This is a genomic window from Picosynechococcus sp. PCC 73109, from assembly GCF_001521855.1.
GTDB lineage: Bacteria > Cyanobacteriota > Cyanobacteriia > Cyanobacteriales > MRBY01 > MRBY01.
Genome location: NZ_CP013998.1, coordinates 1,695,398 through 1,707,708 on the forward strand (window position 1 = coordinate 1,695,398; position 12,311 = coordinate 1,707,708).

Annotated in this window: 14 protein-coding genes and 1 tRNA gene; 11 read left to right on the forward strand and 4 right to left on the reverse strand. The window is 47.2% G+C overall.

Translation table 11 applies throughout. From position 1 onward, the window contains the following. Window positions 1–72 precede the first annotated feature (72 nt). Entirely contained in the window at window positions 73–627 is a 555-nt protein-coding gene (locus tag AWQ23_RS08145; protein ID WP_062434252.1) for a hypothetical protein, read from the forward strand. A 237-nt stretch (window positions 628–864) separates the two neighbouring features. Here AWQ23_RS08145 and psaC read toward each other — a convergent pair whose 3' ends face one another. Continuing rightward, entirely contained in the window at window positions 865–1,110 is a 246-nt protein-coding gene (gene psaC / locus AWQ23_RS15760) for a photosystem I iron-sulfur center protein PsaC (RefSeq protein ID WP_012307203.1), read from the reverse strand. A gap of 254 nt (window positions 1,111–1,364) precedes the next feature. Between psaC and AWQ23_RS08150 the strand changes: the two genes are divergently transcribed. The 3 genes from AWQ23_RS08150 to AWQ23_RS08155 all read left to right on the forward strand — a co-directional run bounded on the left by AWQ23_RS08150 (window position 1,365) and on the right by AWQ23_RS08155 (window position 4,003). Next, window positions 1,365–1,943 carry a DUF1997 domain-containing protein gene (locus AWQ23_RS08150; RefSeq protein WP_012307204.1) on the forward strand — a complete coding sequence of 193 codons (579 nt, stop codon included), beginning with the start codon at window positions 1,365–1,367 and terminating at the stop codon, window positions 1,941–1,943. 154 nt (window positions 1,944–2,097) lie between these two features. Next, the gene (locus AWQ23_RS16445) at window positions 2,098–2,220 is read left to right on the forward strand and encodes a membrane protein (protein ID WP_041443506.1); all 123 of its coding nucleotides are present in this window, start codon (window positions 2,098–2,100) and stop codon (window positions 2,218–2,220) included. 130 nt (window positions 2,221–2,350) lie between these two features. Continuing rightward, window positions 2,351–4,003 (forward strand): MBL fold metallo-hydrolase, encoded by a 1,653-nt coding sequence (locus AWQ23_RS08155; protein WP_062434255.1) that lies wholly within the window; start codon window positions 2,351–2,353, stop codon window positions 4,001–4,003. Here the strand turns inward: AWQ23_RS08155 and AWQ23_RS08160 are convergent. The 3 genes from AWQ23_RS08160 to AWQ23_RS08170 form a co-directional block, all read right to left on the reverse strand. Further along, window positions 4,000–4,314: a DUF6679 family protein gene (locus AWQ23_RS08160; protein ID WP_012307207.1), complete on the reverse strand. Its 315-nt coding sequence runs from the start codon at window positions 4,312–4,314 to the stop codon at window positions 4,000–4,002. The two genes, AWQ23_RS08155 and AWQ23_RS08160, sit on opposite strands and share 4 nt — an antisense overlap. A gap of 84 nt (window positions 4,315–4,398) precedes the next feature. Then, entirely contained in the window at window positions 4,399–5,286 is an 888-nt protein-coding gene (locus AWQ23_RS08165) for an alpha/beta fold hydrolase (RefSeq protein ID WP_062434258.1), read from the reverse strand. 85 nt (window positions 5,287–5,371) lie between these two features. After that, complete coding sequence (locus AWQ23_RS08170; RefSeq protein WP_062434260.1) at window positions 5,372–6,094, reverse strand: hypothetical protein; 723 nt, start codon at window positions 6,092–6,094, stop codon at window positions 5,372–5,374. 235 nt (window positions 6,095–6,329) lie between these two features. Here AWQ23_RS08170 and AWQ23_RS08175 point away from each other — a divergent pair, with 235 nt between their 5' ends. From AWQ23_RS08175 to AWQ23_RS08215, 7 genes are all read left to right on the forward strand, one after another. After that, window positions 6,330–6,836: a GNAT family N-acetyltransferase gene (locus tag AWQ23_RS08175; RefSeq protein WP_030007011.1), complete on the forward strand. Its 507-nt coding sequence runs from the start codon at window positions 6,330–6,332 to the stop codon at window positions 6,834–6,836. 371 nt (window positions 6,837–7,207) lie between these two features. Further along, window positions 7,208–7,281: transfer RNA gene (locus tag AWQ23_RS08185), tRNA-Pro, on the forward strand. A gap of 408 nt (window positions 7,282–7,689) precedes the next feature. After that, window positions 7,690–8,532, forward strand: a complete 843-nt coding sequence (locus AWQ23_RS08195) for a Tic22 family protein (protein ID WP_099238604.1) — start codon at window positions 7,690–7,692, stop codon at window positions 8,530–8,532. A 21-nt stretch (window positions 8,533–8,553) separates the two neighbouring features. Beyond that, window positions 8,554–9,429, forward strand: coding sequence for a peptide chain release factor N(5)-glutamine methyltransferase (gene prmC / locus AWQ23_RS08200; RefSeq protein WP_062434266.1), 876 nt, complete (start codon window positions 8,554–8,556; stop codon window positions 9,427–9,429). Between the two features lie 281 nt (window positions 9,430–9,710). Beyond that, window positions 9,711–11,204: a hypothetical protein gene (locus AWQ23_RS08205; RefSeq protein WP_062434277.1), complete on the forward strand. Its 1,494-nt coding sequence runs from the start codon at window positions 9,711–9,713 to the stop codon at window positions 11,202–11,204. 2 nt (window positions 11,205–11,206) lie between these two features. Continuing rightward, a complete protein-coding gene (locus tag AWQ23_RS08210) occupies window positions 11,207–11,746 on the forward strand; it encodes a hypothetical protein (RefSeq protein WP_030007008.1) in 540 nt (179 codons plus the stop codon). Then, window positions 11,721–12,263, forward strand: a complete 543-nt coding sequence (locus AWQ23_RS08215; protein WP_045441916.1) for a Tfp pilus assembly protein FimT/FimU — start codon at window positions 11,721–11,723, stop codon at window positions 12,261–12,263. The genes AWQ23_RS08210 and AWQ23_RS08215 overlap by 26 nt, the downstream gene beginning before the upstream one ends. The last annotated feature ends 48 nt before the right edge of the window (window positions 12,264–12,311 follow it).

A 12,311-nucleotide genomic window follows, 5' to 3' on the forward strand; every position in this document is an offset into this window, starting at 1 on the left:
TAACGGCAATGAGTATCACTGGGTCTGTAAAGTATTGTTCTTGCATCGTCACAGTAGGTTGAAATAACGCTTATGAATGCAGCATCTACCAACAATGGTCCGAAAATTCAGTTGATCGGCGAAGTCCTTGAAGATGCAGGCTTAATTTCTGAAGCCCAATTACAAACGGCTCTTTTTGATCAGCAAATTTATAGTGATTTAAAATTTGGTGAAATTTTGACTTTGCGGGGCTGGATTCGTCAACCCACGGCTGATTTTTTTGCAAAGTATGCTAAACAGGAGTTGATCTTAATTGATAGCAAACGGCTTGGTGATTATTTACTTGAAGCGGATTTACTGACCACCGAGCAGCTCGCTCTAATTCTTGATGAGCAACGGCTAAACCATATGTTATTCGGCAGTTTAGCGGTGTTGAAAGGTTATATTCCCCAGAAAACCTTGAATTTTTTCCTGCGTCGTATCCTAAATCAACATGTTGGCGATCGCCGATTTTGGCAGACCACCCATCATCCCAAAACATCTCTCGCCCAGCAGCCCAACGCGAAAGCGACTCAACCCCCACTCTCTAAAGAGACCCTAAACACGGCCAAGGAGACTAATCCCACAGAAATTAACTGGATTGGTTAATTTACTCCTGATTGTTTTTAAAAAATAGAACTTAATCCTGAACAAGTCTGACCCATGGCGATCGCCACCCACGCGGATCGCCGCACTCTAATGGCGAAACAAATATAATGTAGCGGACAATAAAAAAAAGAGAGGACTAAAATGCCTCTCCGGAAATGACCAGAATGGTTGAAAACGTTAATGGGATAGTGTTTTAATATAACCCAATACAAAAAGGCTTGTGTTAAATGGGCGAGTTTAGTAGGCCAGACCCATACTACGAGTTGTCTCGGCACCGAGGTAAACCCGGATACTGAGAAAGTCGGTGGGGCAAGCAGTTTCACACCGCTTACAACCAACGCAATCTTCCGTTCTAGGAGAAGATGCGATCTGACCCGCTTTGCAGCCATCCCAAGGAACCATCTCTAGGACATCAAGGGGACAGGCACGGACGCACTGGGTGCAGCCAATGCAAGTGTCGTAAATTTTAACGCTATGAGACATTGAGTGTTAACTCCTACAAGAATGTGGTTTGATTATGTCAGCATTCTGGATTATGGGTTAGTTTACCGCAGGGCTAGAAGTCCCTTGGCGAAAAGGTGATATAAGTTTACGTTGCGTTACATATCCCTAAAAAACCGGCGTCTCTAGGCAATTTTGAGCGTTTTTTGAAATTTTCTGGGGTGCTTTTTGGGGGCAAAACCAGGGTTTCTATTGATTCGATGTTGACTACAAAATTTTAGGAACAAAACTTTACTATGGCCATCCGCTTCCAAGCTCTCGAAGTTGTTGCCCTCTCCGTACCAGAGGCACCCCGTCCGATTCAAGAGTATCTCCAAGACATTGATTGTCTGGTGGGGGCGATCGCCGATCCGGAACGCACCGAAAAAATTGCCCCGGATCAATACCAACTCAAAATGCGGCCCATTGGTTTTTTAGATCTGTACAAATTTCAGCCCATTGTGACCTTGAAAATTTGGTGCGATCGCCACTACCAAGTCCATATCAAAAGTTTGGACTACCAGTTGCGGGGTCTAGAACCCTTTATGAAGGGCTTTAAACTCGATGTGACTGGTCGGTTACAACCCATCGCCGATGAACAGGAGCAATGGTTACTCGAAGGTGAAGCGGATCTCCAGGTTAAACTCGAATTGCCGCCGCCCCTCTGGTTTACCCCCAAAGCACTGGTGAAAAAAACGGGCGATCGCCTTTTGCGGGAAATTCTCCAACGCATCAAGGGGCAACTCCTTGACCAGTTAGTGCGTGACTACCAAGTTTGGGCCAATGGTACCCGCGAAAATTCTGCCTGTGGCGATCGCCTTGAAACTCACCCGTAAATTTCCCGAAGGATACAGCCTGGTGCCATGGGTCAAAATTCCGTAAAATCCAAAAATTTCCGATAAAATAGCAGATTTTGCCGCCACAAAAGTTAATTTCCGCTCTCTGGAAAAATCGCTATGATGAAACTGAATGTACAGTTACCCTAACCCTATGGATATCAAATTACTTTTATTGGCTTTGACTGGTGTCTTTACCGTGGCTTGTCTCTTTTTCGGTACCCAAAATGGTTTTTATGATTCCGATGATTACCATGGCAATGGTTCTGCCCACTAATGCCCCTACCCACATTTTTTTGGGAGTTTCGCCACAAGTTCCCTTAACTATGTCTTTTATTGTTCGTTGAGATACTCTAGGATCTCCTGCGGCGATCGCCTCCTTGGGATTCTAGGATTTTTTGTGCCCAATGCCCCCTGCCGTCGCGCCTGATTTGCCCCAATTATCCTGCCTGCCCTACGCCACTGGCCAACAAGCAGAAGGTGTTTGTCTGCTTCTGACATTGGGGCCTTATCAACTGCTCCTCGACTGTGGTGTCAAGGATTTTGAGCATTTTTTGGCCCAGGACAAAATGCCCGATGCTGTTTTTTGCAGCCATGCCCACCGGGATCACGCTGAAGGAATTCTCGCTCTACATCGCCATTTTCCCGCAGTCCCCATTTATCTCAGTGCCGCGACCCAAGCATTGTTGCCCCTCAATTGGCCTGGGACAAAAGTTCCCGCTGAGTTGGGTCAAGTGCTGCCCTGGCGATCGCCCGTAGAAATTGCGAAAAATTTAACCCTGCAACTTTTCCCCGCTGGACATTTACCAGGGGCGGCGGCGGCCTTGTTTACGCTCCATACCCCAGAGCGAGATTACACGGTATTTTATACGGGGGATTTTTCCGTTTCCCATTTTCAGTTGGTGAATGGCTTATCCATCGAGGCCCTGCGGGGTCTCCAGCCCGATGTGTTGATCATCGAGGGTAGCTATGGCACCATGCGTCATCCCCACCGCCGTCAACAGGAAAAATATCTCACCCAACGGATTCTCGACGCCCTAGACGCTGGTCAATCGGTGATTTTGCCGGTACCGCGCCTCGGCCTCGGCCAAGAAATCTTGAAATTACTGCGATCGCATCACCAATTTACCGGCAAAAAAGTCGATATTTGGGTGGAAGGCCAAGTGGCCCGTGGTTGTGATTTGTATCTAGAGATTTTGCCCGAACTGCCAAATCCAGTGCAAAATTTTGCCCGTCACCAAGCTCTCTTTTGGGATGACCGGGTGTATCCCCGGATGCACCGCCTCGCCCCTGGTGAATATCCAGATCTACGCCAGGGCAACCATGTGATCATCACCGATTACACCAATGATTTCGCCAAGTATTGTGAGGCAGAGGAATGTTCTTGTTTACTCCTATTACCGGAACATCCGGGGGTTTGGTTAGACATTGAAGCGCCTCCCCTCGCGGCGATCGCCCCTAAAAAGCACGTCCAAATCGAAACCTATCTCCTTGCCGAACACAGCGACGGTCGCAATACCACCCAGTTAATCCATAACTTGCGGCCCCAACACGTTGTCTTTTTCCACGGTTCTTCCCAAGACCTAGAGGATCTCACCGCCCTCGAAGAACTCCAAAGCCGCTACCAACTCCATTGTCCCGCCGCTGGCAAGTTAGTTGAGTTGCCCATTGGGGCCACTTTTATCCAACCAGCAGGCCCCCACAGCACAGAATACGAAGGGGAAATCAATGAAGTGGGAGCTTGGATCACCATCAGTTTGCCCAATAGCCTCAACGATGATCCCCGCTGGCAAACCTTTGCGGATACGGGCCTGGTAGAAGCGCGCTGGCAAGGGGAAGAACTCGTACTGCGGGGCATTAACGAGCGGGAACTGCTGCACCATAATGTCGATGCCCAACGATTTAACAACTTAGATTGTTGCCTCAACTGCCGTTTCCAAAAAGGATTGCGCTGCCAACAACCAAAATCCCCCCTGCATCGCTTTAAGGTGACACCAGAGGGGTATTGTCCAGAGTTTCAGGCGATCGCCCAGGCCCCAGATCTGTCAGAAGAAATTTAGTCTTGGTTTTTGGAATCGGGGAAATGGGGGAAAATTTGCTCCGCTTCTGGGCAATCTTCGGCGATCGCCAGTTCCACGTCCATCTTCGGCACCGAGGCGAGTTTTTGGGTAATGGCACCGACGCTTTCTAGGCGCACTAATTCTTCCCAGGAGGAAATTTCGTCATCTTCTTCCGTTTCATAACGGATTGTGAGAATTTCTCCCTCAAACGCTGTAATGGTTGCATTTTCAATCCAGCGCTGTTGATCCCGCAAGAATATACAAACTTCTTTTTCGTCGTTGCAGATTTGGTTAATCTTGCGGTGTAGCATAAGCTTCTCCAAGGTTTGGGCAGAGCACAGTAACATTTCTCTACTAAGCATTGTAGACAATCTCCCTGCACTTTTACAGTCTTTTTAGGGGTGATATTGATTTAAAATTTTGCGGATATTTTCTTCTACCGAGACGACTTGTTCAACCATCGCTAAATGACCGCAGTGATCAATTTCTCGGACATTATTGCCCATACAACCAAAACTAGGATGAAAGCTGGCTAAATGGCGCACATACTTCAGTTCCATGACGGGATCTTGCTGTCCTGCCAAAAAATAAACCGGTTGGCCTAATTGCGCCACCAACTGCGGTAGATAATGCACTTCTTGTTCGGTGGTTGTTTCGAGGAGAGCGCCGAGGGCGGCAGTGACATCGGCCTGGAGAAAGTCATGAATTCTCTGTTTTCCCCATTGTCTTGAGAGGGGACGATGCACCATCAACCGGGCAAAAAATAAATCCAATAACGGGAAATGTTTCAGGAAAGGCCAGCGATTTTTGACGAGGTTTTGGCCGGCATTGCGAAACTTTTCAAAGTCTTCTTTGAGATAAATGCCCCCCCCAGCATTGATACAGATGATTCCCCGCACCCGTTCGGGACAAATGGCGGCCCCCCACAGGGCAATACTTCCTCCGAGGGAGTGACCCACAAGCCAAACATTTTTGAGGTTGAGGGTTTCGAGTAAATGCTGTAAATCGGTGCCGTAGTCTTGGAGGGTGTAGCCTTGGTCTGGGTAGCGATCGCCTTGGGTCTTAGCAGCAGATTCCCCAAAACCTCGGAGATCGTAGGCGAGACAGGCATAATCTTGTTTTAAAAGATCAATGAGGGGCTGCCAATAGGCGCGACTCAGGAGCCAACCATGGATAAAAACAAGAGTGGGATATTCGGTCTCTTCTCCGGCAGGATCTGCGGGGCGATCGCTGGAGGTAAAGTCATAGGCATGGAGCACATCGCGAATTACCGTTGTTGCCATAAAATCTTGTTACCAATGGGCTCACAGTTCTACCATCCTTTATCTTACCCAAGAGCGTTCTCCCATGTTGCCCTGTCTAGGGACATCATGAAAGGTGCAGCAGGCGATCGCGCACATCACTCGCAATCCGTTGACCTAAATACTCAGGAATCGCACTTTCATTGGGGCCAAAAAGATACAAAATCAGCCTTGTATTGCCGCGCCAAGACACCAAATTTGCATTAATCACTAACAAATCTTCCTGCCAAATCGCATACATAGCCCGGTACAATAAACCTTCCTGTTCCTTGGCTTCGATGATCAGAGTCGGCAGATGGAAAACAGGGTCAATGTAAAATTCCGTATGCACCTCGGCGAGCCCCTCTGCAAAATCAAACTCGACGGCCAACATTTCCTCTACTTCAAAGCGCCCAGCCAGGGCTTCCCGCACTGCTCGACAGACGTTTCCGGCGGTATTTGGGGCGAGGGGCTGATTATTGCGATCAAGACTAATCTTAATAAAAACGAGCATCGGCGCTTGGATCTGCCCATACAAACTGAGGCTATGGATCTTCAAACCGTAGGCTAAGAGAATGCCGAAAATATCACTTAAAAGAAAAGATTGGTTTCGGTAGGCAAACTGGAAGACGCTCCGGTTGCCTTCGGGACTAATCTCAACAATCGGCTTCTTGGCCCGGTAGAGCTGGTAGGCTAACTGAAGATTTTGAAATTGCGCTTCGCTACTGACGAATTGTTCGTAAAATTCGGGAAATGAACGGTTGAAACGTTTCAGTAGATCTAAATTAGAAGATTTGAGGGTGGCGGCCATAGTTAATGGGGGGCAGTGGGGCTAAAGATACTCAACGATAAAGATGATGATGCGTTTGTGATCTCCGAATAACCCTTATTTTCTACAGTGTACTCCAGGAATTTTGCTCTTTCTGCTCCCTAGTGCCCCAGCAGCCCACAGTCAGCCTTCGCAAAAGATCTTGTAAGATTATCAAGAATATTTATTTGTCATGTCCTGCGACTTCATCCGAGGCGATCGCCCCCATAAAATGAGCATGGGTTTCCTAAAACGACTATTTAATCCCACCGTTGATGTTCCAAATGTCCAGATCAGTGATTCACAGCTTGAGTCTGCTGGTCAACCGCGTATTTTCTTTAGCCTAGATCGCGACCTAGATCTCTACGAACTAGAAGAACTCTGTGATCAAGTCGGTTGGGCCAGACGCCCGATTCGTAAAGTCCGCAAAGCGATCCAACATAGCTTTCTGGTGGTCACCGTCTGGGAAGTGCGCAATAGTAAACGGCGGCGTCTCATTGGGTTTGCCCGGGCCACCTCTGACTGTGCTTTCAATGCGACGGTGTGGGATGTGGTGATTCATCCCCAGTTCCAGAGCCAAGGTTTAGGTAAAGGTCTGATGCAGTTCATTATTAAAAAACTGCGAGAGTCAGACATTAGCAATATTACGCTTTTTGCTGATCCCCAGGTGGTGGAGTTTTATCGGCGGTTGGGTTTTATTCTTGATCCAGAAGGGATTAAAGGGATGTTTTGGTATCCAAGCTAAAGTGGCCCCATGGAAAGAAAATGTCGCTATTGTCAACAACTGCAACCAGAATCACACTTCGAGATTGCTAACGTTGTTAAGGACAAGATCTATCGACGCCATCGCTGTCGGCAATGTAAACAAAAACTGCAAAACGCCCGCCGCCAAAAAATTTATGATTACCTCCGATGCTACAAGCAAAGCCTGAACTGTTCTCGATGTGGCTTTTCGGACTATCGTGCTCTCGAATTCCATCACACTGATCCCACAGCAAAGGATTTCTCGGTGGCTGACTTTGTGTCCCGGGGAGCTTCCCTGGCAAAAATCCAGAAAGAAATTGAAAAATGTTGTGTTCTTTGTGCAAATTGTCATAGAATAGAGCACTACGGTAACGGGATGTAGCGCAGCTTGGTAGCGCGCCTGCTTTGGGAGTAGGATGCCGCAGGTTCGAATCCTGTCATCCCGATTTTTTAAGTTTTAGGACTTTCTGGTGGCGATCGCCGCCATTAATTTGACCATCCCAGGTCAGCCAAGACACTTCAATCAAAAGCCTAGATCGCCCCAGAATAATTGAATTTTTTGTGTTAGAGTCGAAGTCGTTGGCCAGCCTATGCCGATACTTTTCTATCTGCAATGGAACTTGAGTATAAACATTTACGAAATGGAACTCCAATTTACGGAGCCACGTCTCTAGAATACATTGATAAACTGCAACATCTGTCATCCATGGGAGACCCCAGTTCATCTAGATCATGGCGTAGATTGCCGCTTTTTTAATGGGGATTTCTAAGACGTAAACCAAAGTATTTTGACGGCTTATTTTTTTAGGATTAATTTTTCTAATCTTGCAGTTATTTTGTTTGAGGTTTTATTTATGAAAAGTCTGGTTCGTTTGGGTCAAAAAGCCCTACTGATGGGCACGGTAATCGCCGGCACAATCTTAGGTGTTAATGGCAGTGTGTTGGCGCTCCCTGAGGCAGCCGTCGTCGAAAAGCTCCGGCCAATTCCGATGTATATGCTGATCAACGACGAAGGACAGCCCATTTTTGCGACAGTCACCGACCAGAATGGTGGCGAGTCGGGGGTTACGGGCGTTTTTGTGAGTCTTTCGGATGCCGAAAACCTCGTGGCGGCCCGCCAAACAGAATCAAAAAGACTCCTCGATGCGGAACGGGCAAAACCCAATGCCGATCCTCAAATTGTCGCTGAACTAGAAGCTCAAGCGGCCCTGTGGCAAGAGGCTAACGTTCTTCCCATCGGTTTGGATAAGATCTACCAGTTTGCCCAAAGCGATGAAGCAGAAGATTTGACCTTTAAGTTTTTGCCGACCATGGCGCAGTTAAATGCGGCGGCCCAAGTGACGCAACAGGAAAACTTCCCCGGTGTGCCTTTATTTTTCCTCTCGATTCAGGAAAAGGATGCCAACGGACAAGATATTGTTTCTTTCCCAACTTTGGCAGGGGATGACAACAATGGCAACGGCGAGATTCCCGTTTTCTTTGAAGTGCAGCCGATTCTTGAGCAATTAGATGCTTTCCCGGAAGATGAAGAGCTGAGTATTAATGTAATGCCCCTTGAGGTATTTATCGCAAAACTGCTCGATGAGGATCTACCGGCAGAGGAGCAGGAATTTTTGGAGTCGATGACCCTAATTCCCTCGACGGAATCGGCCCAGTTGATCCAAGCTGTCATTGAGCAGCAACGGCAACAACAATAGGGTATTGGGAACGGTTGATTCTTGAGTGAGATTATTGCGGCTCAGGATTTAGTACGGTGGCGACAGTGGGCCAAAACCCAGGCGATCGCCACCGATATTTCTGTTGAGGAAGTGGATTGGTTTCTGCTGGGACTGACCACCGTGGATCGGTTGAGTTTGCGGCTGGGGATTCGGGAAGCTGTGCAGAGTCAGGTGTCTTTGGTTGAACTTTCACGACTCTGGGAACGGCGCTGCCAAGAGAAAATCCCGGTGCAATATCTCGTCGGGAAAACGCCCTGGCGCAATTTTGAGCTAGTTGTTTCCCCTGCGGTCTTGATCCCTCGACCCGAAACGGAATATTTAATTGATCTGGCTCAGGCGAGTCATCGTGATTTACACGCAGGTCATTGGGTCGATCTAGGAACGGGCAGTGGGGCGATCGCCTTGGGTTTGGCCGACAGTTTTCCCGCAGCGACGATCCATGCGGTTGATCAGAGTGCCGCCGCCCTTGAGGTCGCCCGAAAAAATGCGATCGCCTACGGATTACAAGATCGAATTCAGTTTTATCAAGGCAGTTGGTGGGAGCCGCTACAACATTTGCGGGGTAAGGTGGCGGGTATGGTTTCCAATCCCCCCTATATTCCCGCTGCCCTACTGCCGGATTTACAGCCAGAGGTTTATCGCCACGAACCCCATAGCGCCCTTGACGGGGGCATAGATGGATTAGCCGACCTGCGAATTTTGGTGAATGAAGCGCCGGATTATCTGATTTCTGGTGGTATTTGGATCATTGAAATGATGCGTGGCCAGGGGGAAGCGGTGGCGCAATTACTCGCAGACAATGGTCATTACACTCAAATTCAGATCATTCATGACTTTGCTGGGGGCGATCGCTACGTATCTGCTCAGCGTATCTAAGCCAAATTACGTAAGTGTCATTCGTGATTAAAATCACTGATAACATCTACCTTTAGACTTAAATTTAACTTAAGGCAGCTTATCTTTAACGCGTTGTCCCCACGTAACTTTTGGTTAATTGTCTCAGTTGGGAAAACTGATACATAAAATTTAATCTGTAAAATGTTACAAACACCTCAAGTTGTGGGCACTCTAATAATTAGAGGTAGAAGCAGTGCTGCCCAGGTCGTTGCTTAGAATATTGCGGAATTTCAACAAACACTGCGAGGTTAAAAACCACCATGTATACATTCTTACTCCAGTTCCTTCTAAAAACAAAGCAGACTCAGGAGAGCGGTTTTAGTCTCGTGGTTGCTCTAGGGCTAGGTCTTTTCATGGTGGTCACTGGCGCAACGATGATCCTCCGTTCCAATGACGATCAAGTCGCCTCGACTCTGCAACAACACAATCTAGAAAATATCGCGATCGCCGAAGCAGGTCTAAATCGAGTGCTTGGGGTACTTCGTTCTGATAACAACAGTCTTTTCTTAAAACTTGACTACGATCCCAATAATCTTTTAGGTAGCGGTATCAACGAGTGGGAAGACGCAGCCTATGCCGATAAACGTGTTCTCAAAACCTCTGTTTTCGATGGTGGTTGCAGTGGTAATTCTGGTGATGTAGAAGTTAGCGTCCCTAGTGGCTTGACCACCAATAGTACTGGCGATGGCAACTATGAACTCCTTGCCTATGATTACAATCCCCAAACCAACACGGGTACTTTCATTGTCGAGGGAGAATTCCAGGATGCTCAGGGCAATGCAACCCAGGGAACGGCGCGCTTACAAGCATCAATTTATGTTGACAACTACCTTGATGAAGTACCAACCAGTTTTCCTGGCCTCTTTATGGAAAACTTCATTGAACTAGGGAATAATGATGTTTCTTTGATTCCTAATGTCAATGCTGATCCCAATGAAAAAAGCAGTGTAATCTGTGCAAAATGCCAATTTTCAGAGTCCGCGAAAGAAAATGCTTGTGCTGCTGGTATTTCTGAAGCAGATTACCAAGGCTATATTCACAGTAGTGCAATGGGGGCCCAGAATAATTCAACCCTAACAAATGTTATCCCTCGATTGGGGAGACCCAACCTGCCAGATTTACCTGTAGCACCACAAACAATTACTGCAGATTTAGGTAATAGTGTTCGGGATTTGCCTAGCGGTAGTGACGCAACAGTTTCTTTCGACCCCGATGGAAATGGCCCAGCCCAAGCTTATCAAGCCTATGTCTATAAAGCCAATAATTTGACAATTGGTGGTGGCGTTAGAAGCTGGACTATCAACACAACAAATGCGCCTGTCGTTGTCTTTTTGTCTGGTGATTTAACAATTTCTGGAAGCCGCCAAATTATTCATGAAGGCGATTTTGGTGACTTTGCAATTTTTGGTAAACCAGATAGTGGCACAGGCACAGCTTCGCAGAATATTCGCATCAATGGGACAGCTAGTTCGACATTCTTTGTTTATGCCCCTGATGCCCAGGTAGGGATCAATGGTGGTGGCAATGGTGACGGCATGAACGGTGTTGTTTGGGGTAAGATTTGGGATGCTTCCAACTCAAATGCTAGCGGTGCTGTGGTTAATATTCCCCCTGGTGCGCCCCAGGCTCTTGGTAATACCTTCGGGATGACTTTTGAAAATGTTTCTCTCTACACAGAGAAGTTTCAAAATAGCGGTGTGGTTGAATGGGAAAGACAGGAGGTAACGTCTCTACCCCAGAGAACGACTAACTAGTGATGATTAACGCTCAACGGAAGACAGACAAATATTCTAGTCGTGTAACACAGCAAAAAGAACAGGGCTTCACTTTCATTGAAGTCCTGGCAGGGATTATCGTTTCGACAATCTTTGTGCTTGTGACAGCCCAGGCTACGTTTATTGGTGTTGTCCTGCGAGTTCAGGCCCAGCGTGCATCCGAAGCGATGAATGCGATCCAGTCGGACTTTGACGAAATCAAGTATCTGGCCGCTTTATCCTTTTCGCAAGCTTCTCCTGTTTGTGATGCTGCAGCCACAACAGATGGCTATGCTCAGGCTTTGATCACAGAAATTAAAGACGATTTGGGTCAAGCAAATAACCAGACAGGAGAAGTCTCTAATTCTGTTTCCCTGGTTAACAAGAGTTACACTATGACCCGGACTTTGAATGTCTTGAATCAGGCCCCTTACAACACGATGCAAATTGGTTATCGTGTTGTTGATCCGGACAGTGGGCGACAAATTGCAGAATATTATTCGGAGATTGTGCCTGATGCTTCCTTCGCTTGTCGGAACTAAACAAAAAAGCACCGGATTTACACTCATTGAGTTGATGGTCGCAATCTTTATGGCAGGCATTTTGGCAACCATATCTGCACCTGTGATGTTTGGTTTTGTCAATCGCAGTAAATTAACCAGCGCAAGGAGTGAGCTTTTTGGTGCTTTAGAGGAAGTACAGCGTCAGGCGATCCGTCGGAGTATTAATTGTCGGTTTATTTTGCCGTCAAGTCCTGCCATCAACCCGACCTTTGACAGTGATTGTTTTGTTACAGGCGATCGCAGTTTAGAGGGAATCACGCTTCGTCACAATGGAGCCACCGTCAAGGCAGGAGACTTTTTATTCGACTTTCGGGGAAGAACTAGTGATATGACCAGCAATCTGCTCACGGGAGATTTAGTGCTGATCCTCACAAAAAATGGCAATTTAGGTAATCAGAAATGTGTCATTGTTTCCCGTGGTTTGGGCTTAGTCCGTAGTGGCAATTACCCATCTGGAGACAGTTCAACAGACTCAGCTAAATGTGTTTTGCAATAGCTTTTTTGGGTATCATTGAGGTGTGATTATGGCATTTTATCTTGCTAC